27 protein-coding genes are annotated in these 24,196 nt (G+C 65.8%); 12 read left to right on the top strand and 15 right to left on the bottom strand.

From position 1 onward, the window contains the following. The first annotated feature begins 34 nt into the window (after nucleotides 1-34). Nucleotides 35-808: an exodeoxyribonuclease III gene (gene xth / locus ACQ5J0_RS06025; protein WP_462569631.1), complete on the top strand. Its 774-nt coding sequence runs from the start codon at nucleotides 35-37 to the stop codon at nucleotides 806-808. Nucleotides 809-837: 29 nt separating this feature from the next. Here the strand turns inward: xth and ACQ5J0_RS06030 are convergent, their stop codons facing one another. From ACQ5J0_RS06030 to ACQ5J0_RS06070, 9 genes are all read right to left on the bottom strand, one after another. Further along, nucleotides 838-1,503 carry a cell wall hydrolase gene (locus ACQ5J0_RS06030; RefSeq protein WP_462569632.1) on the bottom strand — a complete coding sequence of 222 codons (666 nt, stop codon included), beginning with the start codon at nucleotides 1,501-1,503 and terminating at the stop codon, nucleotides 838-840. 201 nt (nucleotides 1,504-1,704) lie between these two features. Continuing rightward, nucleotides 1,705-2,040 (bottom strand): DUF1491 family protein, encoded by a 336-nt coding sequence (locus ACQ5J0_RS06035; RefSeq protein ID WP_462569633.1) that lies wholly within the window; start codon nucleotides 2,038-2,040, stop codon nucleotides 1,705-1,707. Nucleotides 2,041-2,043: 3 nt separating this feature from the next. Beyond that, nucleotides 2,044-2,496 carry a PaaI family thioesterase gene (locus ACQ5J0_RS06040; RefSeq protein WP_462569634.1) on the bottom strand — a complete coding sequence of 151 codons (453 nt, stop codon included), beginning with the start codon at nucleotides 2,494-2,496 and terminating at the stop codon, nucleotides 2,044-2,046. A 40-nt stretch (nucleotides 2,497-2,536) separates the two neighbouring features. Continuing rightward, nucleotides 2,537-3,103 carry a ribosome hibernation-promoting factor, HPF/YfiA family gene (gene hpf / locus ACQ5J0_RS06045; RefSeq protein ID WP_462569635.1) on the bottom strand — a complete coding sequence of 189 codons (567 nt, stop codon included), beginning with the start codon at nucleotides 3,101-3,103 and terminating at the stop codon, nucleotides 2,537-2,539. 41 nt (nucleotides 3,104-3,144) lie between these two features. Beyond that, entirely contained in the window at nucleotides 3,145-3,840 is a 696-nt protein-coding gene (dnaQ, locus tag ACQ5J0_RS06050; protein WP_462569636.1) for a DNA polymerase III subunit epsilon, read from the bottom strand. Between the two features lie 32 nt (nucleotides 3,841-3,872). Beyond that, a complete protein-coding gene (gene coaE, locus ACQ5J0_RS06055) occupies nucleotides 3,873-4,481 on the bottom strand; it encodes a dephospho-CoA kinase (RefSeq protein ID WP_462569637.1) in 609 nt (202 codons plus the stop codon). Beyond that, nucleotides 4,478-5,350 (bottom strand): shikimate dehydrogenase family protein, encoded by an 873-nt coding sequence (locus ACQ5J0_RS06060; protein ID WP_462569638.1) that lies wholly within the window; start codon nucleotides 5,348-5,350, stop codon nucleotides 4,478-4,480. The genes coaE and ACQ5J0_RS06060 overlap by 4 nt, the downstream gene beginning before the upstream one ends. After that, nucleotides 5,347-5,967 carry a Maf family protein gene (locus tag ACQ5J0_RS06065; protein WP_462569639.1) on the bottom strand — a complete coding sequence of 207 codons (621 nt, stop codon included), beginning with the start codon at nucleotides 5,965-5,967 and terminating at the stop codon, nucleotides 5,347-5,349. The genes ACQ5J0_RS06060 and ACQ5J0_RS06065 overlap by 4 nt, the downstream gene beginning before the upstream one ends. Then, nucleotides 5,964-6,809 (bottom strand): pyruvate, water dikinase regulatory protein, encoded by an 846-nt coding sequence (locus ACQ5J0_RS06070; RefSeq protein WP_462569640.1) that lies wholly within the window; start codon nucleotides 6,807-6,809, stop codon nucleotides 5,964-5,966. The genes ACQ5J0_RS06065 and ACQ5J0_RS06070 overlap by 4 nt, the downstream gene beginning before the upstream one ends. Before the next feature lie 316 nt (nucleotides 6,810-7,125). Here ACQ5J0_RS06070 and hemE point away from each other — a divergent pair, with 316 nt between their 5' ends. From hemE to ACQ5J0_RS06090, 4 genes are all read left to right on the top strand, one after another. Further along, nucleotides 7,126-8,142, top strand: a complete 1,017-nt coding sequence (hemE, locus tag ACQ5J0_RS06075) for a uroporphyrinogen decarboxylase (protein WP_462569641.1) — start codon at nucleotides 7,126-7,128, stop codon at nucleotides 8,140-8,142. A gap of 33 nt (nucleotides 8,143-8,175) precedes the next feature. After that, nucleotides 8,176-8,619: a CopD family protein gene (locus tag ACQ5J0_RS06080; RefSeq protein WP_462569642.1), complete on the top strand. Its 444-nt coding sequence runs from the start codon at nucleotides 8,176-8,178 to the stop codon at nucleotides 8,617-8,619. Between the two features lie 208 nt (nucleotides 8,620-8,827). Further along, nucleotides 8,828-10,093: a transcription termination factor Rho gene (gene rho, locus ACQ5J0_RS06085; RefSeq protein WP_462569643.1), complete on the top strand. Its 1,266-nt coding sequence runs from the start codon at nucleotides 8,828-8,830 to the stop codon at nucleotides 10,091-10,093. Nucleotides 10,094-10,097: 4 nt separating this feature from the next. Then, a complete protein-coding gene (locus ACQ5J0_RS06090) occupies nucleotides 10,098-10,622 on the top strand; it encodes an AAA family ATPase (RefSeq protein ID WP_462569644.1) in 525 nt (174 codons plus the stop codon). Here the strand turns inward: ACQ5J0_RS06090 and ACQ5J0_RS06095 are convergent. From ACQ5J0_RS06095 to ACQ5J0_RS06105, 3 genes are read right to left on the bottom strand one after another with little or no spacing between them, the layout of a single operon-like run. Continuing rightward, nucleotides 10,617-11,018, bottom strand: a complete 402-nt coding sequence (locus ACQ5J0_RS06095) for a nuclear transport factor 2 family protein (protein ID WP_462569645.1) — start codon at nucleotides 11,016-11,018, stop codon at nucleotides 10,617-10,619. The two genes, ACQ5J0_RS06090 and ACQ5J0_RS06095, sit on opposite strands and share 6 nt — an antisense overlap. After that, a complete protein-coding gene (locus ACQ5J0_RS06100) occupies nucleotides 11,015-12,604 on the bottom strand; it encodes an FMN-binding glutamate synthase family protein (protein WP_462569646.1) in 1,590 nt (529 codons plus the stop codon). Before ACQ5J0_RS06100 ends, ACQ5J0_RS06095 begins: the two co-directional genes overlap by 4 nt. A gap of 9 nt (nucleotides 12,605-12,613) precedes the next feature. Next, the gene (locus ACQ5J0_RS06105) at nucleotides 12,614-13,312 is read right to left on the bottom strand and encodes a dienelactone hydrolase family protein (RefSeq protein WP_462569647.1); all 699 of its coding nucleotides are present in this window, start codon (nucleotides 13,310-13,312) and stop codon (nucleotides 12,614-12,616) included. Between the two features lie 95 nt (nucleotides 13,313-13,407). On the opposite strand from ACQ5J0_RS06105, the gene ACQ5J0_RS06110 reads away from it, so the two are divergent. Genes ACQ5J0_RS06110 through ACQ5J0_RS06135 form a run of 6 tightly spaced genes read left to right on the top strand, consistent with a single transcriptional unit; the run spans nucleotide 13,408 to nucleotide 19,273 of the window. Further along, a complete protein-coding gene (locus ACQ5J0_RS06110; protein WP_462569648.1) occupies nucleotides 13,408-13,674 on the top strand; it encodes a DUF6489 family protein in 267 nt (88 codons plus the stop codon). Between the two features lie 14 nt (nucleotides 13,675-13,688). After that, the gene (gene mnmE / locus ACQ5J0_RS06115; RefSeq protein WP_462569649.1) at nucleotides 13,689-14,969 is read left to right on the top strand and encodes a tRNA uridine-5-carboxymethylaminomethyl(34) synthesis GTPase MnmE; all 1,281 of its coding nucleotides are present in this window, start codon (nucleotides 13,689-13,691) and stop codon (nucleotides 14,967-14,969) included. Between the two features lie 59 nt (nucleotides 14,970-15,028). Continuing rightward, a complete protein-coding gene (gene mnmG, locus ACQ5J0_RS06120) occupies nucleotides 15,029-16,885 on the top strand; it encodes a tRNA uridine-5-carboxymethylaminomethyl(34) synthesis enzyme MnmG (RefSeq protein WP_462569650.1) in 1,857 nt (618 codons plus the stop codon). Beyond that, the gene (gene rsmG, locus ACQ5J0_RS06125; RefSeq protein WP_462569652.1) at nucleotides 16,882-17,514 is read left to right on the top strand and encodes a 16S rRNA (guanine(527)-N(7))-methyltransferase RsmG; all 633 of its coding nucleotides are present in this window, start codon (nucleotides 16,882-16,884) and stop codon (nucleotides 17,512-17,514) included. The genes mnmG and rsmG overlap by 4 nt, the downstream gene beginning before the upstream one ends. Further along, the gene (locus tag ACQ5J0_RS06130) at nucleotides 17,511-18,302 is read left to right on the top strand and encodes a ParA family protein (RefSeq protein ID WP_462569653.1); all 792 of its coding nucleotides are present in this window, start codon (nucleotides 17,511-17,513) and stop codon (nucleotides 18,300-18,302) included. Before rsmG ends, ACQ5J0_RS06130 begins: the two co-directional genes overlap by 4 nt. Next, nucleotides 18,299-19,273 (top strand): ParB/RepB/Spo0J family partition protein, encoded by a 975-nt coding sequence (locus ACQ5J0_RS06135; RefSeq protein ID WP_462569654.1) that lies wholly within the window; start codon nucleotides 18,299-18,301, stop codon nucleotides 19,271-19,273. Before ACQ5J0_RS06130 ends, ACQ5J0_RS06135 begins: the two co-directional genes overlap by 4 nt. An 88-nt stretch (nucleotides 19,274-19,361) precedes the next feature. Here the strand turns inward: ACQ5J0_RS06135 and ACQ5J0_RS06140 are convergent, their stop codons facing one another. Together ACQ5J0_RS06140 and ACQ5J0_RS06145 are read right to left on the bottom strand one after the other, a co-directional pair. Beyond that, the gene (locus ACQ5J0_RS06140) at nucleotides 19,362-20,261 is read right to left on the bottom strand and encodes a glycine zipper 2TM domain-containing protein (protein WP_462569655.1); all 900 of its coding nucleotides are present in this window, start codon (nucleotides 20,259-20,261) and stop codon (nucleotides 19,362-19,364) included. A 113-nt stretch (nucleotides 20,262-20,374) separates the two neighbouring features. Next, the gene (locus tag ACQ5J0_RS06145) at nucleotides 20,375-20,857 is read right to left on the bottom strand and encodes a GAF domain-containing protein (protein ID WP_462569656.1); all 483 of its coding nucleotides are present in this window, start codon (nucleotides 20,855-20,857) and stop codon (nucleotides 20,375-20,377) included. A 65-nt stretch (nucleotides 20,858-20,922) separates the two neighbouring features. On the opposite strand from ACQ5J0_RS06145, the gene ACQ5J0_RS06150 reads away from it, so the two are divergent. Further along, on the top strand, nucleotides 20,923-22,404 hold the full coding sequence (locus tag ACQ5J0_RS06150; protein ID WP_462569657.1) for a PQQ-dependent sugar dehydrogenase: 1,482 nt from the start codon (nucleotides 20,923-20,925) through the stop codon (nucleotides 22,402-22,404). 3 nt (nucleotides 22,405-22,407) lie between these two features. Here ACQ5J0_RS06150 and ACQ5J0_RS06155 read toward each other — a convergent pair whose 3' ends face one another. Beyond that, complete coding sequence (locus ACQ5J0_RS06155; protein ID WP_462569658.1) at nucleotides 22,408-24,147, bottom strand: acyl-CoA dehydrogenase; 1,740 nt, start codon at nucleotides 24,145-24,147, stop codon at nucleotides 22,408-22,410. Nucleotides 24,148-24,196: the final 49 nt, after the last annotated feature.

A 24,196-nucleotide genomic window follows, 5' to 3' on the forward strand; every position in this document is an offset into this window, starting at 1 on the left:
GACCCCTGCGGCGCTTTGCGGCACAAGCGCCGCCATGAAAATCGCCACATTCAACATCAACGGGATCAAGGCCCGGCTGCCCCGGCTCAAGGAATGGCTCGTGGAGACGCGGCCGAGCGTCGCCTGTCTGCAGGAAATTAAGACGCAGGACGAGGGCTTTCCCGCCGAGGAGTTCGAGGCGATCGGTTACAAATCGATCTGGCACGGACAGAAGGGCTTCAACGGCGTCGCGATCCTGGCCGACGGGATCGAGCCGGTCGAAACGCAGCGCGGGCTTCCGGGCGATCCAGAGGACGAGCACGCGCGCTATCTCGAGGCCGATGTCGGCGGAGTGCGGGTCGCGTCGATCTATCTGCCCAACGGCAATCCGCAGCCCGGACCCAAGTTCGATTACAAGCTGGCCTGGATGGAGCGGCTGCGGATCCATGCCGCCTCGCTGTGGGCGCAGGAGATTCCTACCGCACTGGTCGGCGATTTCAACGTGATCCCCGAGGACAAGGACGTCTGGTCGCCCCGCGCGATGGCCGGCGATGCGCTGATGCAGCCCGAATCGCGCGATGCCTATGCGCGGCTGCTCGCCGATGGCTGGACCGATGCGTTCGACACGCTCAACCCGCGCGGCGGGGTCTGGACCTTCTGGGACTATCAGGCGGGCGCCTGGCAGCGCGATCACGGCTTCCGCATCGACCATCTGCTGCTGTCGCCCGAACTGGCCGACCGGCTGGCGGCCGTGGGCGTCGACAAGACCCACCGCGGGCGCGAGAAGGCCAGCGACCATGCCCCGGTCTGGGTTCAGCTCAGAGAATAGCGGCTACCCCGTAAGGGGCGGGCGTTACGTCACCGATAGAAGATGTGGGTGTTGATCGTCGCGCGCGCCTGTTTGCTGCGGCTCCAGCTCGGGCGGACGTAATTGGCGTGGAAATAGAGCGAATCCTCGGCCTCGCTCTGCCACATTCCCTGATGCGCGATCCGCGCGATCGCCTTGGCGCGCTGCCATGCCGAAGATTCCCGACGCGGGCTCGGCATGCGGCCGTTCTTCACGAAGGAGAATTGCGAACGCTGGTGGACGACCCCGCAATAGCTCGACGGGAACTGGCGCGATTCGCTGCGGTTGATGATGACCTGCGCCACCGCGAGCTGGCCGTCGAGCGGTTCGCCGCGCGATTCGAAATAGACCGCGCCGGCCAGGCAATGCAGCTCTTCGGAGAGCGCGCCGTCGGTCGGGGTCGTGGAGACCAGCGCATGGAGCGAAGTCGCGTTCGCGGCCTGGTCTGAAATATCGGAGAAGTCGTCGCTGGGGACGCTGGGGATGTCCGCGGCCGGGATCGGCTGGACCACCGGCTTGGCCACGAACACCGGCATCACCTCATCGGGGAGCTCGGTCGATTCGGGCGCGGGATCGGATTCTTGCGCAAAAGCGCCGGAGGTTTCGGCTCCGGCGAAGGTCAATACTATGCCTGCGGCTACGGCCGCCGCAGTGGCAGTCATCGTCTTGCGAACCATCGATTTTGCAATATTGTGCGGTGAACGGACCCGTCGCAGGCTGGAACCGGACGCCGGATAACGGGCGCCTTCAAAATCGGTTCGTCACGGGCCTGCCGGCCATCCCCCGTCTGCGCGCTTGCCGATCGACCCTATTGCCGCACCAGCCGCCTGCGCTCACGAAGTGGGCGGGCAAATAGTCTCATTTGTAATCATGTCAAGTTAACCGGCGAGCGATGCGACGAAGCGGTCTGCGTCGTCGATATCCAGCTCTACGATCCAGCAATCGGGGTCCTGAGCGCTTCTGCGGGCAATATACCCTTGGATTTTACTTGGATTTTCAACGTCTTCGGCAGCGGTTACTGCGAAGTTTCGGCTCCCGTCGAGCTGCGGCATGCGTTCCCACAACCGCGCATTTCCGCCGCGTTGCAGGGTTAACAGCAGGATCGTCCCGGCGTCTTTCTCGCCGCGCGAGACGACGGTTGCGAATCCCCCGGCAGTTTGGGCGAGTCGCATGATTCCCGAGACTTCGAGATGCGCCGGAAGCCGCGCGCCCATCGCTCAGTCTCCGGCGGACGAATAGCCGGGCAGGCTGGAGAGCGCGATTCGCGAGCGCATGAAGGTGCCCGTGCCGCGCCCGATCTCCTCGCCATCGCCATCGACCAGCCGCGCCTCGGCCACCAGCACCCGCCGCCTGCCGCTGATCCAGCGCCCCTCGGCCACCACTCGTCCAGCGCGCACCGGCTTGGTGAAGTGAAGGTTGAACGAGGTGGTCAGCAGGAAGCGATCGGTCGCCAACGTGTTCGCCGCATAGAAGGCGGCATCGTCGAGCATCTTGAAATAGATCGTCCCATGCGCCGCGCCGGCAGCATGATAGCTCGCCTCGGTTACATCGAAACTGATCCGCGCGCGGCCCTCATCGAGAATCTCGAGCGAGGAGGCGAATTTGGAATTGATCGGCGCCGAGCCGTACAACCGCTCCAGCGCGCGGTAATGCGTATCGGCGCCACTCATCGAATACCTGCCTTCATTCTGTTCGAAATTGGCGAGCGGATCAGCGCGGCTCGACCCAGCCGATCGTTCCGTCGCGGCGGCGATAGACCATATTGTGGCGTCCGCTCGCGGCGTTCTTGAAGAACAGCGCCCCGGTTTCGCGCAGGTCGAGCATCATCACCGCATCGGCGACGCTCGCTTCGGGAATATCCGCGGTGGTTTCGGCGACGACCGCAGGCGAATCCTCCTGCTCGGCCTCTTCCTCGCTCTGCGAGCCGGCAAAGATCGTGTAACCGGCCTGCTCTGCCATTTCCGCAGGGACCGACTGGGCGTGATGGTCCTGCACCCGGCGCTTGTAGCGGCGCAGCTGCTTTTCCATTTTGCCCGCCGCCTGGTCGAAGGACTGGTGGACGTCATGCGCCTCGCCATGCGCCTTGAGGATCAGACCCTTGTTCACATGAGTCACGATATCGCTGCTGAAGGCGCCGCCTGGCGCCTTGCCGAAGGTGACATTGGCGGAATGCGCGCGGTTGAAATACTTCTGGACCATGCCGTTGAGCCGGTCGGTGACGTAATCCTGCAGCGCGCTGCCGGTGTCGATCTGGTGCCCAGAGACGCGGATATCCATGCAATCGTTCTCCTCAATCGTCCGTGCAGATGCCGATCCGGCTATCGCTGCCAAAGGGGCTGCTGCATCTGTGATAGAAAGGCTGCGTGGCGCGCGAGTTCCTCGACCGAGGCCGAATGCGGGCGCGGCGCGCGGTATTCGCCGGTCGGGGCGCGGCGGATCCGCGCCTCGGCCAATCCGGGCGTGGCGTGCGCCTCGACCTCGGCGGCGAGAGCCAGACCGATCTGCCGGCCGCCCTTGAGCTCGACATAGACCTGCGCGAGCAATTCGGCATCGAGCAGCGCGCCGTGCTTGACGCGGTGGCTGCGATCGATCCCGTAGCGCGAACACAGCGCGTCGAGCGACAGCTTGGCACCGGGGTGGCGCTTCTTGGCGAGCGAGACCGTGTCGATCATCCGCGTGAGGCAGACCGCTTCCAGCCCGCACAGGCCCAGCTCGGCGTTGAGAAAGCCGAAATCGAATCCTGCGTTGTGCGCCACCAGCGGCGAGTCGCCGATGAACTCGAGCAGCGCCGAGGCACCGTCGCGAAACAGCGGCTTGTCCGAGAGAAAGGCGGCCGAGAGCCCGTGCACCGCCTCGGCGCCCGCAGGCATGTCGCGTTCGGGATTGTAATAGGCGTGGAAGGTCTCGCCCGTGGGGACCAGATCGACCATTTCGACGCAGCCGATCTCGACCATCCTGTCGCCGGTTTTCGGGTCCAGTCCGGTGGTTTCGGTGTCGAAGACGATCTCGCGCATTCCGGGTTCTATCGGCCCGATTCTCGCCAGTTTCAAGGGGAGGGACGAGGCTCTTCGCGCAATCGCTCGATCAGCGCCTGGACCTGCGCCCGGGTCTGCGCCAGCGGCACCCCGGTCGGGATCACGTGATCGGCGCCTGCGCGCTTGTCCGCATCGGGGGTCTGGAGCGAGAGGATATGCGCGAACTTGTCCGCGGTCATGCCCGGGCGCGCCAGCACGCGGGCGCGCTGAACATCGGCGGGGGCGGAAACGACGATGACCTGATCGACCTGGTCCGCGCCGCCTTTCTCGAACAACAGCGGGATGTCGAACACCACCATCGGCGCGCTGCCGTGTTCGATCAGGAATTCGACCCGCCGCGCGGCCACCGCCGGGTGGACGATCGCCTCGAGCCGCGCGAGCGCCGCTTTGTCGCCGAAGACCTGTTCCCCCAGCGCATCTCGTTTCACGCCCTCGGGACCGGTGCTGCCGGGGAACGCCGCCTCGATCGCCTCGACCAGCGCGCCGCCGGGCCCCTGCATCGAACGCACGACCGCATCGGCATCGAACACCGGGACGCCCGCGCTCGCGAACATCTCGGCGACGGTCGATTTGCCCATCCCGATCGAGCCGGTGAGTCCGAGTATCAGCGGGCGCGTCATGCCGCGAGCCTGTCGCGCAATTCGACATCGTGTTCGCGCGGGGGCGGGGTGCCGAAGAAGCGCTCGAACGCGCCTGCCGCCTGCCCGATCAGCATGGCGAGCCCGTCGATGGTGGCGAAGCCGGCCGCGCGGGCATCGCGCAGGAAAGGGGTTTCGAGCGGATCAGTGACGATGTCGTAGGCGAGGCTCCCCGGCGGCGCATGGCTCCAGTCGAAGGCCAGCGGCGGCTGGCCGCGCATTCCCAGCGGGCTGGCGTTGACCACCAGGTCGCAGCAGCCTTCGCGATCGTCGAAGGCGAAATCGGTCGGGCCCGTGAAGGCCGTCAGAGGAACCGCGTGATGCTCGCCACCGGGTGCCAGCTCCTCGAGGATGGCGCGTGCCTTGCCCGGATCGCGCCCGGCCAGCACCAGCGTGAAACCTTCGCCGGCCAGTCCCGCCACGATCGCCCGCGCCGCGCCGCCGGTGCCGATTACCCGCGTCATGCGGAACAGGTGGCGCCTGGCGAGGAGCTCGGCGAGCGGCTCGAGGAAGCCGCCGACATCGGTGTTGCGACCGACCAGCGCGCCGTCCTTCGCGCGGTGGACGGTGTTGACCGCACCGACCCGCCGGGCAAGCGGTTCGATCCGGTCGAGCAGCGGCATCGCCGCCTGCTTGTGCGGCATGGTGATGTTGCAGCCGCGCCAGGCGGGATCGGCGCGACGCTCGGCGAAATATTCGGCGAGATCGTCAGGCGCGACGCGGGTTGCGCGATATTCGCCCGCCATCCCGAGCTTCGCCAGCCAGAAGCCGTGGATCGCCGGAGACTTGGATTGCGCGATCGGATCGCCGATCACTTCGGCGTAGGGCGTGCTCATCGGGGGCGTGCTCATTCGGGCAGGAGCCCTCGCTCCCGCAGCGCGGCGAGCACCTGCAGCAGCGGCATGCCGAGCACGGTGAACTGATCGCCCATCACGCTGGAAAACAATTGCACCCCGGGACCCTCGATCCGGAACACCCCGACGCAATAGGAGACCGCGGGCCATTCGGCATCCAGATAGCTCTCGATGAAGGCATCGCTCAGCTCGCGCAGCCGCAGCCGCGCGAAATCCGAGCCGACCCATACTATCCGCCCATCCTGCGCCAGCGCGGCGGCGCTGTGCAGCGTCATGGTCCGGCCCGAGAAGAACCGCAGATGCTCGGCGGCCTGTTCGCGGCTCTCGGGCTTGTCGAACCGGCGCCCCTCGACCTCGACCAGCGAATCGCTGCCCAGGACGGCAATGCCGGGGCGTAGTGCAGACACGTCGGCAGCCTTCGCCGCCGCCAGCGCCTGCGCGATCTCCTCGGCCTCGGCATCCGCCATTTCGGCCTCGAGCGCACGCTCGTCCACATCGGGCGACGCGACTTCGAAACGCACCCCCGCAGCCTCCAGCATCGCCTTGCGCGAGGCGCTCCCCGAGGCGAGGATCAATCCGCTTCCTTCCAGACCGTCTCGATTATCGGCGCTCATATCGGCTTGACCCCTTGCAGCAGCGTGTCGTCGCGGCGCTGCCGGTCGCCCAGCAGCTTGATGATCGCCGCGGCGGTTTCCTCGATCGAGCGCCGGGTGACGTCGATCACCGGCCAGCCATTGTCGGCGAACATCCGCCGCGCGAATTGCACTTCCGAAGTGACCCGCTCGGAATCGACATAGGAGGTCTGGGTCCGCTCGTTGAGCGTCAGCAGGCGGTTGCGGCGGATCTGCACCAGCCGTTCGGGGGCGGTGGTCAACCCGACCACCAGCGGATGGCGCAGGTTGAACAGCGAAGGCGGCGGCGGGCTTTCGACCACGAGAGGAATATTGGCGACCTTGTAGCCGCGGTTGGCGAGATAGATGCTGGTCGGGGTCTTGGACGAGCGCGAGACCCCCGCGAGCAGGATGTCGGCCTCCTCCCAGTTCTCCCAGCCGATCCCATCGTCATGCGCGATGGTGAACTGGATCGCCTCCACGCGATCGAAATAGGCCTGGTCCATCAGGTGCTGGCGCCCGGGCCGCCCCTGCGCCTCGCGCCCCAGCGCATTCTCGAGCGCGGCGGTCACTCCGTCGAGGACCGGCACCGCGGTCAGCGACAGCGTCCGGCAATGCTCCTCCAGCCGCGAGCGGGTTTCCGGATTGACCAGCGTGTAGAGCACGATACCCGGATTGGCGGAGAGTTCGGGCACGATGCGGTCGAGATGCTGGCGCGAGCGCACCATCGGCCAGAAATGGCGCTCGACCTCGGCGTCCTCGAACTGGGCGATCGCCGCCTTGGCGATCATCTCCAGCGTCTCCCCGGTGGAGTCCGAAACGAGGTGGAGATGGATACGGCTCACTGCGGCTCCCGGCCCTGTGGAGAAGAGCCGGCATAAACCACGGGACAGGCCTGACGACAAGTTGGGACCCCATTCCATACCCACTGCGAGTCATTTGCTCCCGTCGCTTGTCGACAGTTCGGCAGTGATGTGAACAGGCTGGGGACAGCAGGCATAAGTATGACTCGACTCCGCTGCAGCCGCGAGTCGGTTCGCCGGGCGAGCCTTTGCATCGCGGGAGAAATCGGGCAGGAACCCGCTATGCCCGATCTCCACAGGGCCAACAGACTCCATCAATCTATATATAAATCTAATTTTTTTGGATTGGACTCGCTCGATGCCCGGTCTCCTGCTCGATACTCTTGCCGGCAAGCGCGCGGCGAAGCCCCCCGTCTGGCTGATGCGCCAGGCCGGCCGCTATCTGGCGGAATACCGGGCTTTGCGCGCCGAGAAGGGCGGGTTTCTCGATCTCGTCTACGACAGTCCGTCCGCGGCCGAAGTCACGCTGCAGCCGATCGAGCGCTTCGGCTTCGACGGCGCGATCCTGTTCTCCGACATTCTGATCGTCCCGCATGCCATGGGCCAGCATCTGGAGTTCCTGGCGGGCGAGGGCCCCAGGCTGTCGCCGCGGCTGATCGATGCGGCGCTCGATAGCCTGCAGCCCGATCCCACCCGCTACGAGCCGGTCTACGAGACCGTGCGGCTGTGCCGGCAGCGGCTGAGCGATCAGGTGACCATGCTGGGGTTTGCCGGCAGCCCCTGGACCGTGGCGACCTATATGGTCGCGGGCGAGGGAAGCCGCGACCAGCACGATGCCCGCGCGCTGGCCTATCGCGATCCCGGGGCGATGCAGGCGATCATCGATGCCATCGCCGATCAGACGATCGATTATCTTTGCGGCCAGGTCGAGGCCGGTGCCGAGGCGATCCAGCTGTTCGACAGCTGGTCGGGGAGCCTGGCGCCGAGCGAGTTCGAGCGCTGGGTCGTGGCTCCCAACGCGCGGATCACCGCAGCCCTGCGCGCGCGCTTCCCCGAGCTCCCCGTGATCGGTTTTCCCAAGGGCGCGGGCGAGAAACTGCCCGCCTATGCGCGCGAGACCGGGGTGCAGGCGGTTGGGGTGGACGAGACCATCGACCCCGTCTGGGCGGCGCGCGAATTGCCCGAGGGCATGCCGGTGCAGGGCAATCTCGACCCGCTGCTGCTGCTGGCGGGAAGCGACGAGCTGGAGAAGCGCTGCCGGGTGATCCTCGACGCCTTCGCCGGCCGGCCGCATGTGTTCAACCTCGGCCACGGCATCGACCGCCGGACCCCGATCGCGCATGTGGAGCGGCTGCTCGCCTGCGTCAGGGGGTGACGCGGGCGCGCACGCTGCCTAAATGGGCGGGCGATGCAGGAAATTCTCTCGATGACCTATTACTGGCTCAAGGCCGGACACCTGATCTTCGTGATCTTCTGGATGGCGGGGCTGTTCATGATGCCGCGCTTTTTCGTCTATCATCAGGAGGCGCCCGCCGGGTCCGACGAAGCGGCGCGCTGGGTCGAGCGCGAGAGCAGGCTGCTCAAGATCATCCTGACGCCCTCGCTGGTGGTGGTGTGGCTGCTGGGCCTAACGCTGGTCGTCACCACCGGCGCGCTTACGCAAGGCTGGTTCCACGCCAAGCTGGTGCTGGTGCTGGCGCTGTCGGGCTATCACGGCTGGATGAGCGCCTATGCCAAGAAGCTGGCGCGGGGCGATTATGCGCTCAGCGGGCGCAAGCTGCGGCTGCTCAACGAGGTGCCGGGGCTCGCCGCGGCGCTGATCGTCGTGCTCGCGGTGATCAAGCCCTTCTAGGCCGCAGCCGTCCTGCCTGCGCTTTGGCGATTGACGCAGCCGCGGCGCGGTCCTAATTCGGCATCCATCCTACCGGTTACAGGTCCCGCATTCTAACGGGACCGGGTCCGCTTTCCCCAAGCCCGTCCTGCGCATCGTCTCGGGACAGACCTCGCGACCAACCCCCGATCTTGCCTCCGTTTCCATTCCCATTTGTTCGAGACCATCCATGCATCTCAAGGATCTGAAAGAAAAACCGCCCGCCGACCTGGTCGCGATGGCCGAGGAACTCGGGGTCGAGGGCGCGTCCACCATGCGCCGCCAGGATTTGATGTTCTGCATCCTGCGCGAGCTCGCCGAGGACGAGGAATACGAAGAGAAGATCATGGGGATCGGCACCATCGAGGTGCTGCAGGACGGTTTCGGCTTCCTGCGCAGCCCCGAGGCGAATTACCTCGCCGGGCCCGATGATATCTACGTCTCGCCCAACCAGGTCCGCAAATGGGGCCTGCGCACCGGCGACACGGTCGAGGGCGAGATCCGCGCGCCGCGCGAGGGCGAGCGCTATTTCGCTGTGACCAAGCTGACGCAGGTCAATTACGAGGATCCCGACCAGGTCCGCCACCGCACCAATTTCGACAATCTGACCCCGCTCTACCCCGACGAGAAGCTCTCGCTCGACACGCTCGATCCGACCGTGCTCGACAAATCGGCGCGGGTGATCGACATCATCTCGCCGCAGGGCAAGGGCCAGCGCGCGCTGATCGTCGCGCCGCCGCGGGTCGGCAAGACCGTGCTGCTGCAGAACATGGCCAAGGCCATCACCGACAACCACCCCGAGGTGTTCCTGATCGTCCTGCTGATCGACGAGCGCCCCGAGGAAGTCACCGACATGCAGCGTTCGGTGAAGGGCGAGGTGATCGCCTCGACCTTCGACGAACCCGCCAATCGCCACGTCCAGGTCGCCGAGATGGTGATCGAGAAGGCCAAGCGGCTGGTCGAGCACAAGAAGGATGTCGTCATCCTGCTCGATTCGATCACCCGCCTAGGCCGGGCCTACAACACCGTGGTCCCGTCATCGGGGAAGGTGCTGACCGGCGGCGTCGACGCCAATGCCCTGCAGCGCCCCAAGCGCTTCTTCGGCGCCGCGCGCAACATCGAGGAGGGCGGTTCGCTCTCGATCATCGCCACCGCGCTGATCGACACCGGCAGCCGGATGGACGAGGTGATCTTCGAGGAATTCAAGGGCACCGGCAATTCCGAGATCGTCCTCGACCGCAAGGTCGCTGACAAGCGCATCTTCCCCGCGCTCGACGTCGGCAAGTCGGGCACCCGCAAGGAAGAGCTGCTGGTCGAGAAGGACAAGCTGTCCAAGATGTGGGTGCTGCGCCGCATCCTCATGCAGATGGGCACGATCGATTCGATGGAATTCCTGCTCGACAAGATGAAGGATTCCAAGACCAACGAGGACTTCTTCGAGACGATGAACCAGTAGGGCGATGTCTGCCCCTCGGAGAGCCGCGATCACGGGCGCTCCTGGGGCGGGCAAATCGACCTTGCTGGCGGCGCTTGCGGAACGGGGTCTGGCCACCGTTCCAGAAGTGGCGCGACGAATTCTCGTGGCGCGCGAGGGAATGGAACTGCGCGCGAGGGACCCGCTCGGCTTCGCGCAAGCCATGTTGGAGGAACAGTTGAAGGCCTGGGAAGTGGCGCCTTCCCTTGGCCCGATCGTATTCGACCGGGGTTTTCCCGACATCGTCGGATTCCTTCGGGTCGAAGGGCTGCCCGTTTCCGCAGCTATCGATCGTGCCTGCAGGAGCTTGCGCTTCGACGGACCGGTCTTCCGGGCGAAGGCTTGGCAATCGATCTACCGTCCCGACGAGCAACGCCGCCAAACATGGAGCGAGGCAGTCGCGAGCGACGAAGCAGTGACCTCGGCTTGGCGCGAATATGGCTATAAGCCGATCGACTTACCCCAGACGAGTGTCTCAGTGCGCGCACGCTTCATCATCGCGCGTTTATGAGCCCTTGGTGCGCTCCAGTTGCGCGGCCATCATTTCCCAGACCTTATTCACCGCCTTGAGCGGGCGGACCATCACCTTGAAATCCCGGATCATTCCGTTCTCGTCGAAGCGGATGATGTCGACGCCGTTGACCACGATCCCCTCCATCTCGGTGGTGAATTCGAGCATCGCGTTCTCGCCGTCCACCAGTTCGCGCACATAGCGGAAACTGTCGTTGCCCAGCGTCTGGCCCGCCGCCGCGAGATAGGCGACGACCAGATCGCGGCCGCGCTGCGGCGTGTGCACCACGGGGGAGTGGAACACCGCATCGGGATGAATGATCGCTGCGAGATCCGCGGGCGCGCTACCCTTGGCCATTACCCTGTGCCAGCGCTCGAGGCCCTTGTGTGCGGTCATTCCACTCTCCTGAAGCTGTCGGCGCGCGCAGCCTGCCAATGACGCGCCAATGGGGTGGCAGCGGCATCCTGCAGCAGCGCGCCGGGTTCGATGAAGCTGTAGATCCGGTCGACCGCGTCGGACCGCGCCCCGTTGAGCCGCTCGCGCATGTCGTGCGGCTTGATGTCCCATGGCGTCTCGAGCCCCATCGCGACCACGATTTCCCGCAGCGATTTGAGCGTGGCGCGATGGAAACGCGCCACGCGCGGGGCCTTTTCCTCGACCACGAGCCCGCGCTGGCGCCATTCTTCCTGCGTCGCGACTCCGGTCGGGCAGTGGCCGGTGTGGCAGTTCATCGACTGGATGCAGCCCAGCGAGAACATGAAGGGGCGCGCGGCATTGCACCAGTCCGCGCCCAGCGCGAAGGATTTCGCCATCTGCGCGCCCGAATGGATCTTGCCCGCCGCCGCGATCCTGACCCTGTCGCGCATGCCGATCCCTACTAGCATATTGCGCACGAAGATCTGTCCTTCGCGCAGCGGCATGCCGACCGAATTGCTCAGCTCGAGCGGCGCGGCGCCGGTTCCGCCCTCGGCGCCGTCTACGGTGATGAAATCGGGATGCATCCCGGTTTCCAGCATCGCCTTGGCAATCGCGAAGAGTTCGTGGGGCTGGCCGACGCACAGCTTGATTCCGACCGGCTTGCCGCCCGACAGTTCGCGCAGATCGGTGAGGAACTGGAGCATCTCGATCGGGGTGGAGAAGGCCGGATGGGCGGCGGGAGAGACCACCGTCTCGCCCACGGGCACGCCGCGGGCCGCAGCGATCTCCTCGGTGACCTTGGTGCCCGGCAGCACGCCGCCGTGGCCCGGTTTGGCGCCCTGGCTCAGCTTGACCTCGATCATCTTGACCTGATCGGTGTCGGCATTGTCGCGGAATTTGGCGGGATCGAAGGAGCCATCGGGATGGCGGCAGCCGAAATAGCCGCTGCCGAGCTCCCAGATCAGATCGCCGCCCGGCTTGCGGTGATAGCGGCTGATGCTGCCTTCGCCGGTGTTGTGGGCGAAGCCGCCCATCGCCGCGCCGGCGTTGAGTGCCTCGATCGCGCGGGCGGAGAGCGAGCCGAAGCTCATCGCGGAGATGTTGAGCAGCGAGGTGGTATAGGGCTTCGAGCAGGTGCCGGCACCGACCTCGACGCTCCAGAATTCGGGAATTTCGTCGCGCGGGACGATCGAATGGCCCAGCCATTCGTACTCCTCGGAATAGACGTCGAGTTCGGTCCCCATTGGGTGCGAATCGAGATCGCCCTTGGCCCGGGCATAGACCAGCGCCCGCGCCTGATGGCTGAAGGGCCGCCCCTCCAGGTCGCTTTCGACGAAATAGGCCTGCGCGAAGGGACGCAGATCCTCCGCCAGCCAGCGAATGCGCGCAAACAGCGGATAATTGCGCCACAGCGTATGCTTGCGCTGGAAGAAGTCCCACACCGCCACTCCGGTGAGCGGGACGAGCAGCCACAGCGCCCAGTGCAGCGGCGGGACGAGCCAGGCGGCGGCAACCAGCGCGATCAGCAGCGCGGGGATCACATAGCGCAGGGGAAGCCGGTCCAAAGCCGGCTCCTAAAGCAGATGCTCCTCGAAGAAGTCCGCCGTCCGCTTGTCGGCCAGCTGCGCCGCCTGCTCGGCACGGCGCTTGCCGAATTCGGTCGCGAAGCCGTGATCGAGACCTTCGTAGTCGTAGAGCGTCACCTTGGGGTGATCGTCCAGACCTTCGTGCATGGCCTTCTGCGTGTCCTTGTCGACGAAGCCGTCCTCGGTCGGGATATGCAGCAGCAGCGGATGGGCGATGGCTTGCTTCTCGCGCAGCAGACCGTCGATGCCGACACCGTAATAACCCACGCTGGCGTCAACATCGGTGCGCGCAGCGGTCATATAGGCGAGCCGGCCCCCCAGACAGTAACCAACGCAGCCGACCTTCTTGCCGCCGCTTTCCTTGCGCGCCCAAGTGATCGCAGCCTCGATGTCGCGAATGCCCTGATCCTGGTCGAAATCGCCCATCAATTCGAGCGCGCGCTGGAACTCGGGTTCGACATCGGGATCGAGTTCGATCCCGCGCTCGAGCCGCCAGAACAGATCGGGCGCGACCGCCAGATATCCTTCCTCGGCGAGCCGATCGCATTTGCGACGGATGCCGGCGTTAATGCCGAAAATCTCCTGGATCACGACGATCGCGGCCTTGGGCGCGTCGGCGGGTCGAGCGACATAGGCCTTGAAGCTGTCGTCGCCGGCCAGGGTCGCAATCGAAACGGTCTCGCTCATCGGTCTTCTCTCCTTCGGGGGAATTTCGCGGTGCGCTTGCCTCGCGCGCTTTGCAGACCCAGATAGGCTGCACAAGAACTAACGGAGGAAGCCCGATGAAGGTCCATGTAGAAATCGATTGCACGCCTGAAGAGGCGCGCGCCTTTATGGGGCTGCCCGATGTCGGCAAGGCCAATGCGGTCTATGTCGACATGATGGCGGGCGCGATGAAGGGCGTTTCCGACACTGACAAGCTGCAGGAATATGCGCGCCAGCTCGCCCCGATGGGGCAGGCGGGGTTCAAGCTGTTCCAGAGCTTCATGGAGGGGGCGAACGCGAACAAGCCCTCGGCCAAGCCGGCCCCGGACGAATCCAAGACCTAGACGCGGCGGACCGCTTGCCCAGCGATACCATCTTCGCCGTCTCGAGCGGCGCGCCGCCGGCTGCGATCGGGATCGTCCGGGTTAGCGGGGCCTTTGCCGCCGCTGCGGCCGAGGCGCTGGCAGGACGGCTTCCCGCGCCGCGCCAGGCGAGCCTGCGGGCTTTGCGCGATACCGAGGGCGAAGTGCTCGACCGCGCGCTGGTGCTGTGGTTTCCCGGCCCTGCCACCGCCACCGGCGAGGATCTCGCGGAGTTTCACTGTCATGGGGGCAGGGCGGTGCTCGCCGCAGTGGAGCGCGCGCTGGGAAAGCTCGAGGGCTTGCGCAAGGCCGAGCCTGGCGAGTTCACCCGCCGCGCCTTTGCCAATGGACGCATCGATCTCGCCGAAGCCGAAGGGCTGGCCGATCTGCTTGCGGCTGAAACCGAATTGCAGCGCCGTTCGGCGCAGGCGGCGCTGGGCGGCGCGATCTCGGGCCAGGTCGAAAGCTGGCGCGCTGCGGTTCTCCATCTTGGCGCGCAGGTCGAGGCCAGTCTGGACTTCGCCGACGAGGACGATGTCGGGGATTTGCCCTACAGCTTCTACGGCGATGTCTCTGCGCTGGCGGACAGTATGGGCGAGTGGCTGGCGCGCCCGGGAGTCGAGCGGCTGCGCGACGGCGTCAGGGTGGTCCTCGCGGGGCCACCGAATACCGGGAAATCGACGCTTTTCAACGCTTTGGTCCGTGATGCAGCGGCTATCACCTCGCCGGTCGCCGGGACCACCCGCGACGTCATCGAGCGCCCGGTGGCGTTCGGCGGCGTTCCCTTCCTGCTGGTCGATACCGCGGGGCTTCACGAGGCCGGCGGTGACACGATCGAAGCGATCGGCATGGACCGCGCGCGCGAGCAGCTCGAGCGGGCCGATATCGTGTTGTGGCTGGGCCGTGAGGGGGAGGGACCGGCGGGCGCGCTGGAGATCCAGTCCCGCGCCGATGAAGTCGGGGAACCGAGCAAGCAGGCGCCCGACCATGTAGTTTCGGCTGTAACCGGAAAGGGACTCGCCGAACTCGAAGAAGATCTGATCGCCCGCGCGCGGTTGCTGCTGCCCAAGCCGGGTGCTGCGGCGCTCAATGCGCAGCAACGCGAGCGGGTAGGGGAGGCGGCCACGGCGCTTGGAGCGATCGCACCGGGCACCGACCTGCTGATCATCGGCGAGAACCTGCGCCAGGCGCGGGTTTCCTTCGATCGGCTGCTCGGCCGAGCATCGACCGAGGACATGCTCGATGCGCTGTTCGGGCGGTTCTGCATCGGCAAGTGATGTTTCACGTGAAACACGCGCTTTGACCTGAGGCTTTTGCTCGACTAATCCGCCAGCCGATGGCGCAATTCGATATCATCGTTGTGGGCGGCGGACATGCCGGGGTCGAAGCGGCGGCGGTCGCTGCGCGGATGGGCGCGCGGGTGGCCCTGGTAACTTTCGATCTCGCGACGATCGGGGCGATGAGCTGCAATCCCGCAATCGGGGGTATCGGCAAGGGCCATCTGGTCCGCGAGATCGATGCGCTCGACGGGCTGATGGCGCGCGCGGCGGACGCTGCGGCGATCCATTACCGCATGCTCAATCGCTCGAAGGGGAGCGCGGTCTGGGGTCCGCGCGTCCAGGCCGACCGGGTGCTGTTTCGCGCGGCGATCCAGCGGATGCTTCCGGCGCAGGGCGACATCGAACTGATCGCGGGCGAAGTAGCGGCTCTGCGGCTAAGCGGCGGACGAGTGGTCGGCATAGACCTGGCCGATGGTTCTGCGCTCACCGCCCAGCGCGTGATCCTTTGCACGGGGACCTTCCTTGGCGGTATTCTCTATCGCGGCGATGTCCGGCAAGAGGGCGGCCGCGTCGGAGAAGCCGCGGCGCGGCGGCTGGCGGAACAATTGCGCGAAGCCGAGCTTCCGATGGCGCGGCTCAAGACTGGCACTCCGCCCCGGCTCGACGGTCGCACGGTCGACTGGTCGCAGCTTGAGGAGCAGCCTTCGGATGGCGAGCAATGGACGATGTCGCCGCTCACGCCGGCGCGTATCAATCCGCAGATATTCTGCGCCATCACGCGCTCCAATGCGCGCAGCCACGAAATCATCGCTGCGAACCTCCATCGCTCGCCGCTGTTCTCGGGCGCAATCGGAGCGCAGGGCCCGCGCTATTGCCCCTCGATCGAGGACAAGATCCATCGCTTCGCCGATCGCGACGGGCATCAGGTGTTTCTCGAGCCCGAAGGGCTGGGCAGCACCATGGTCTATCCCAACGGGATCAGCACCTCGCTTCCCGAGGATGTTCAACTGGCAATGCTGCGGAGCATGGCGGGTCTGGAACGGGTCGAGATGGTGGTGCCCGGGTATGCGGTAGAATACGACCACATCGATCCGCGCGCGCTGGGTTCCGATCTACAGCTCAAGCTGATCCCGGGGCTCTATTGCGGCGGCCAGCTCAACGGCACCACCGGTTATGAGGAGGCTGGGGCGCAGGGGCTCGTGGCGGGGATGCATGCCGCGGCCGAAGCTCTGGGCCGCAACGCGCCCGCACTCGATCGCGCCAATTCCTACATGGCGGTGATGGTCGACGATCTCGTCCTCCAGGGCGTAAGCGAGCCCTATCGCATGCTTACTTCGCGGGCCGAATACCGCCTGCGCTTGCGCGCCGGGAACGCTCCCTCGCGGCTGACGGCGCTCGGTCTCGAAAGCGGTTGCATCGGCAACCAACGGGCCGAGTGGTTCACCCGGAGAGAGGCCGAACGAAAGGACTGGGACGCCCTTCTGGAAAAGACGCTGGGGCCGAAGGATCTTGCCAAAAAGGGGATCGCGGTAAAGCCGGATGCCGCCCCTAGGACGCTGGGTGAGTGGGTCCAGGGAGGGATCGTTGTTCGCGGCGGATTGGAAGCGCTGGCGCCAGAGGGTTTCACGTGGAACGAGGATCTTGCCACCGAGATGGTCGAGGATGCGCAATATGCCCCCTATCTTATCCGCCAGGAAGGTGAACTGCGCGATCTTCGCGCAAGCGAGTCCCTCCGCCTTCCCGCAGCTTTCCCCTATGGACAAGTGCCCGGGCTCTCGAGCGAAATGATCGAACGCCTGGAAATGGCCAAGCCTGCGACATTGGGATCTGCGTCAAGGATCGCGGGAATCACTCCGGCCGCGCTTGCCGCGGTGCTGGTGCACGCTCGCAAGCTGGTGAGCGCCGACCTGTGATCGCAAGCGAGGCCGATGCCAGAGACTTCGTCGCCGAACGCTGCGACGGCGATGCCCTCCGCAAGCTCGAGCGGCTCGTCGACTTGCTCGCGCAGGAGAACGGACGGCAAAACCTGATCGCCAAAGCCAGCGAGGAATCGGTCTGGACGAGACATCTGGCCGATTCGGCGCAATTGCTCGATCATGTTCCACGTGAAACACCCGGTTCGTGGCTCGATCTGGGCACGGGCGCCGGGTTCCCCGGCCTGATTATCGCTATCATGCGTCCAGACTGGACCGTCTGCCTCGTCGAATCCCGCAACCGCAGGATCGAATGGCTGCACGGTATCATCGACAGGTTCGAACTAGGGTGCTGCGAGGTGGAGGGCAGGCGCCTCGAACTCGTCGAGAGTTTCGGCGCCTCGGTGATCAGCGCTCGCGCCTTCGCGCCAATGCCCAAACTGCTCGATCTCTCGGCGCGCTTCTCCACAAGCGACACGATTTGGTTGTTGCCGAAGGGCCGGTCGGCGGCGCAAGACGTCGAAAGCCTTCCCAAGCCGCTGCGGCCGATGTTCCACGTGGAACAGTCGCAGAGCGATTCCGATGCCGGTATCGTGGTGGGGAAGGGGCAAGTGGAGCTGAAGCGATGATCACGATTGCGATCGCCAACCAGAAGGGCGGGGTGGGCAAGACCACCACCGCCATCAATATCGCCACCGCGATGGCCGCGACCGGCTGGAAAACGCTTTTGATCGATCTCGATCCGCAGGGCAACGCCTCGACCGGGCTTGGAATCGACAACGCGCACCGCGAATACACCAGCTATGACCTGCTGCTCGAGGAAGCGACGCTCGACCAATGCGCGCAGGAAACCGACATTCCGGGGCTCGATATCGTCGCCGCGACGCAGGACTTATCCGGCGCGGAGATCGAGCTGGTCCAGGTTGAGGACCGAACCGCGCGGTTGCGCCGCGCGCTTGCAAGCAAGGGGCAGGGTGGGTTCTCCTCCTACGACATCTGTTTTATCGACTGCCCGCCCTCGCTTGGTCTGCTGACTCTCAACGCAATGAGCGCTGCGGATACGATGATGGTCCCCTTGCAGTGCGAATTCTTCGCGCTCGAGGGGCTGAGCCAGTTGTTGCAGACGGTCGAGCGCGTGCAACAGCGCTTCAATCCCGATCTCGGGATCGTCGGTGTCGTGCTGACGATGTTCGACCGCCGCAACCGGCTGACCGACCAAGTCGCCGACGACGTCCGTGACTGCCTGGGGCCGCTGGTGTTCGAATCGGTCATCCCGCGCAATGTCCGGCTGTCCGAGGCTCCCAGCCACGGGATGCCGGCGCTGGTCTATGATCACCAATGCGTCGGCAGCCGCGCCTATATCGCGCTCGCCCGCGAATTGATCGGGCGCTTGCCCGAGAAGAGGAAAGCCGCATGAGCGACGGGACCGAAGCGGCCACCAAGGGCGCGGCGCGCAAGCGCAAGCTGGGTAGGGGCCTCGGCGCCCTGATGGGCGAGGTTCAGCGCGAAGCGCCGGTGGTTCGGCGCGAAGAGGATGGGGGATCGAACGAAGCGCCGGAACGATCGAGCGCAGAACCCACCGGTAGCGGGTTGAGGAATCTTCCCATTGCCTCGATCTCTCCGCTTCCCGGCCAGCCACGAACGCATTTCGACGAGGCGGCGCTGAGCGAACTGGCCGCCTCGATTGCCGCACGCGGTGTGATCCAGCCGATCATCGTGCGGCCCAAGGGCGACGGGACCTATCAGCTCGTTGCCGGCGAGCGTCGCTGGCGCGCGGCGCAGAAGGCGCGGCTGCACGATATTCCCGCCATCATTCGTCCGCTCGACGATCGCGAAGTGATGGCGCTGGCGTTGATCGAGAACCTCCAGCGCGAGGATCTCAATCCGGTCGAGGAGGCGCGCGCCTATCATCGTCTCTCCGAGGAGGAGGAGATGACTCAAGCCGAGATTGCCGAGATGGTCGACAAATCGCGCAGCCATGTCGCGAACATGCAGCGACTGCTCGCGCTTCCGGACGAAATTCTGGGCTTGCTGGCCGAAAGCGCGCTGTCGATGGGACACGCCCGCGCGCTGATCGGTCACGATGATGCCGTGGCGCTCGCGCATCGCGCGGTAAAGGACAAGCTCTCGGTGCGCGAGGTCGAGAAGCTGGCGCGCAATTCCGGCGAGCCCAGAACCGATGGACGGGCGGCCAAGCCGCGTTCCGGCGATGGGCCGTCGAGCGATGCCGATATCGTCGCGGTGCAAAACCACCTTGAGGAGTTTCTCGGTATGCCCGTGCGGATCACCTCGGAGAGCGACAGTTCCAAGGGTGCGGTCTCGATCCGTTTCCGCAGCCTCGACCAGCTCGATCTCCTGTGCCAGCGTCTGACCGGCGGAGAAATCTAGGAATCGCAGCCGCTTAAAGCATCGACCTAATGGGAAGTCGCGCGGCGCAACCGGCGGTGCATGGCTTTAGCACCCGTCTGCCGAGCAATTACGGCTGCGAAACGACGTACTCGCGATAGATCGGCTGCTGCGTCACCGGTACCGAAACGGGGACAAGCATATATTGCTGCCCCGGAACGGTCGTCATCGGGGCCGGGTTGTTGCTCGCGCGGTTGATGTAATCGTCGAGATAGACGCGGCATTCGTCGTAGCCGCTGCGAGTGCGGCGCGCATCGTTGCGATCGTCGATCGCATCGCCCACCGCCAGCCCGGCCAGCGCGCCTGTCCCAGCCCCGATCAACGTGCCTCCCAGGCGATCGCCGGAGCCGGCGACTCGGTTGCCGATCAGCCCGCCAGCCGCCGCGCCAAGCAGGCCGCCCAGAACCTGGCCCCGATCGCTGTCTTCGTAGGTGCTCAGCCTCCTGCTGCACTCCTCGAGCCAGGCATTGCGATCGAAGGCGACCAATTGCCCGCCGCCGGGAAGGAAGCCGGGCTGCTGCGGCGCAGTGGCATAGCCGTAATATTGCTGCGGAGCGGGAGCATAGCCGTAGCCATTGGCGGGGATCGAACGCGCAGCGACGCTGTAGGTCGGCTGGACCTGCGGAGAAGTCACGAAAACCACCGGCTTGGCGTCGGCGTAGGCATAGCTCGCCCGCGGAGGGGGAAGGATGATTCTGTCCGGCGCCTCCAGCGCGGGAGCACCGCGCGCCGGGATTACCCGCTGCGCGGTGGGTCGATTGTCGATCCGCTCATAGGCCACTCCATCCTGATAGATCACCCTGGGCGCTTCGACCGGCTGGCTGACCACTGCATCCTGCGCCGTCACCGGGGCCGGGACCGCGTAGAGATAGTCCCCGTCCTCGTAATAGATCTGCTGCGCGAGCGCGGGCGATGCGGCCAGCGCCGCGAGCCCCAGAGCTGCCGTGCCGGCGAGGAAACGAGCTGCCATGGAGAAAACCTTTCGCGAATCCGGGTGGATGGTTGAGGAAAGGTTTATCACCTCCGGGGTTCCCCGGCAAAAGCCCCGAAGCGGCGCTGTCCCGCCGCGGGGCGGTTTGTCCTTCAGATACGCTCGGCGAGCATCGTCGCGAGGGCTTCGATTCCCGCCCTGTCCTCGGCGTCAAACCGGCCAAGCGCGGGGCTGTCGAGATCCATCACCGCGATCACCGCACCGCCGCGCAGCACCGGGACCACCAGTTCGGACCGCGTATCGCCGTCGCAGGCGATATGGCCGGGGAAGGCATGCACATCCTCGACCAGCTGCGTGGCGCCGCTCTTTGCCGCGGCACCGCAGACACCCTGGCCGACGGGAATGCGGATACAGGCGGGCCGCCCGACAAAGGGGCCCAGCACCAGCTCGCCTTCGACCATCCGGTAGAAGCCGGTCCAGTTCACCTCGTCGAGGAACTCCCACAGCAGCGCCGCGACATTGGCCATATTGGCAACGCCATCGCGCTCGCCGGCGGTCAGCGCCTCGGCGGCCTGAAGCAGGTCGTGATAGAGCTCGGGCTTGGCCGTTTGGGCGGCGGGTCTGAAATCATACATAGGGGTGGCTATTTAGGGCGCGATCCCATTGCCGCAAGCCGAACACTGCCATAGAACTCTTCGCCATGACCACCGGCAAAAAAATCCTCATCGCGATCCTCGTCCTGATCCTGCTGGCGTTCGTCGCAGCGGCATACCTGCTGCGCGGCGATACCGCCGAGCTGAGCGTCGAGGCGGTCGCCGGCACCGACCCGACGCTTCAGGAACCGAACGAAGAGGGTTTTCCTACCGTCCAGATCGCCGAACCGGTCGGCTGGGCTGCGGACGAAAAGCCCGAGGCGGTCGAGGGTCTGGCGGTGACGCGCTTCGCCGAGGGGCTCGATCACCCGCGCACCGTCCACACGCTGCCCAATGGCGATGTTCTCGCCGCGCTCACCGGCAAGCCGGGCACCAAGCCCGAGGATGCCGACCCTTCCATCGGCACGAGGATTGAAAACTTCATCGCCGGCCTGCTGATGGGCAAGGCCGGAGCCGGCGGCGATCCCGTCAATGAAATCGCGCTCCTTCGCGATACGGACGGCGATGGCCGGGCCGAGGTGAAGGAGACGCTGCTGGACGGGCTCGATTCGCCCTCGGGCATGGCCTGGCGCGACGGAACCCTCTATGTCGCCAATCACGATGCGGTGCTGGCCTATCCCTATGAACTCGGGGCGGCCCGGGTGTCGGGAGAGCCGCGCAAGCTGATGGATCTCTCGCCGGGCGGCGGCCACTGGATGCGCAACCTGGAACTGCATCCCGACCGGGAACTGCTATATGTGGCGGTGGGTTCGGTTTCGAACATCGGCGATCAGGGTATGGAAGCCGAAGAGGGCCGCGCGCTGATCTGGGAATACAATCTCGAAACCAACACCCAGCGCGTATTTGGTGCCGGGCTGCGCAATCCCAATGGCCTCGATTTCAACCCCTGGTCGGGCGAGCTGTGGACCACGGTCAACGAGCGCGACATGCTCGGCTCCGATCTGGTGCCCGACTATCTCACCAATGTGCCGCTTGGCGCGCAGTATGGCTGGCCCTGGGTCTATTGGCGGGACAATATCGACCAGCGGGTCGAGGCACCGATGCCCGCCTATCTGACCGAATACGCGCGCCGCCCCGAATATGCGCTGGGGCCGCATGTCGCGGCTCTGGGACTCGTGTTCACCGAGCAGGGCTCGCGGATGGGCGAACGCTTCGATCACGGCGCCTTCATCGCGCAACACGGCTCTTGGAACCGCAAGCCGCCGTCGGGTTACAATGTGGTCTATGTGCCTTTCGACGAGCGCGGCAATCCGCAGGGCAAGCCCGTCACGGTGCTCGGAGGCTTCCTTCAGGGCGACGAGACCACGCGCGGCCGCCCGACCTGGGTCGAATGGGCGCAGGACGGCTCCTTGCTGGTCAGCGACGATACGGCCGGGATAATCTGGCGCGTCTTCGCACCCGGCGCGGAAGCTTCGCCGGAAATAGTCCGCGAACGCTCCGGTCGTCTCCCGCCGCAGCGGGAGTTGACTGGCGGAATCCGCGCGACTTTCGGCGAAGACGACTATGCGCGCGAACAGCCCGCGCAGTAGGCCTCAGCCGAGCAGCGCCTCGGTGCTGACCGCATAGAGCGATTCGGCTCCGGCGATCGCACTGGCTTTCAATCCGCTGGCCTCGGGCACGATCCGGTCGAGAAAGAAGCGCACCGTACCCGGCTTGGTCGCGGCCAGTGCCGGCGCCGCGCCCGCCTCAACCGCCGAGGCCTGTTTCGTCAGCTGCCAGCCCGCGACCGCCACCGCCATCATGGTGCAGAACGGCACGCTGCCTGCCAGCCGGTCGTCAAGGCTGGCTTCTTCGCGCATCCAGCGCGCCACCGCGGCGCATTCGCCCGCGAGCGCGAACAGCGCCGGTTCGTCGGCGCTCTCGCGCGCGATCTCCTCGAGCAGCCCGATCAGCGCCTGCCCGTCGTCGAGCCCGAGCTTGCGGGTGACGAGATCGGCGGCCTGGATGCCGTTGGTGCCCTCGTAGATCGGCGCGATCCGCGCGTCGCGCCAGTGCTGCGCCGCGCCGGTTTCCTCGATAAAGCCCATCCCGCCGTGGATCTGGATCCCAAGGCTCGCCGCCTCGACCCCGACATCGGTGCCCCAGGCCTTGAGCAGCGGGACCAGCACCTCGGCGCGCGCGGCGGCATCGGCGTTCCCAAGCGTGCCGCGATCGACCTGCCCCGCGGTGTAATAGAGCAACGCACGAACCGCCTCGGTCAGCGCCTTCATCCGCAGCAGCATCCGGCGGACATCGGGGTGCTCGAGGATCGCCACCGGGGTCCGGTCGGGCGATCCCGCGCGCGCCGACTGGATCCGGTCGGCAGCGTAATCCTGCGCCTGCTGGGTGGCGCGCTCGGCGATCTGCACCCCTTGCGTGCCGACATTGATCCGCGCGTTGTTCATCATCGTAAACATCGCCATCAAGCCGCGGTTCTCCGCGCCGACCAGCTCGCCGATGCATTCGTCATTGTCGCCATAGCTCATCACGCAGGTGGGCGAGGCGTTGATCCCGAGCTTGTGCTCGAGGCTGACGCAGCGCAGATCGTTGCGTGCGCCCGGGGTGCCATCGTCCTTCACATGATATTTCGGCACCACGAACAGCGAGATGCCGCGGCTGCCCTCGGGCGCATCCGGCAGGCGCGCGAGCACGAGGTGGATGATGTTTTTCGCCAGCTCGTGATCGCCCCAGGTGATGTAGATCTTCTGTCCCTTGATGCGGAACTTGCCCGCATGCTCGCCCTCGGTGATCGGCGTAGCGCTGGTGCGCAGCGCGCCGAGGTCCGAGCCCGCCTGCGGCTCGGTCAGGTTCATCGTCCCCGACCATTCGCCGCTCACCAGCAGCGGCAGATACTTCGCCTGCAGCGCCTCGCTGCCGTGATGCTCGAGCGCCTCGATCGCGCCGACGCTGAGCATCGGCAGCAGGTTGAACGCCATGTTCGCGGTGCCGAGGTTCTCGAGCACGTTGCAGGCCAGCGTGAAGGGCAAGCCCTGGCCGCCGAAATCGGCCGGGCTGGCGATCGAATTCCAGCCCTGCTCGACATAATGTTCGTAGGCGGCGGCAAAGCCTTCGGGGAGGCGGACCACCCCGTTCTCGAGCTTTGCGCCCTCGAGATCGCCGATCCGGTTGAGCGGCGCCCATTCGCCCGCGGCGAACTGACCGACGCCCTCGACGATCGCTTCGACCATGTCGGGCTCGGCGGCGGCGAAGCGCTCGCTGCGCGCCAATTCCTCGATCCCGGCGTTGACGCGGATGGCGAGCAGCTGGTCGGCGGTGGCAGGCGAATAGGTCACGATGGGCGATGTCCTCTTGGCAATAGGCGCCAGCGAATATAGCGCCCTG

The organism is Qipengyuania sp. SM2512 (assembly GCF_054954005.1).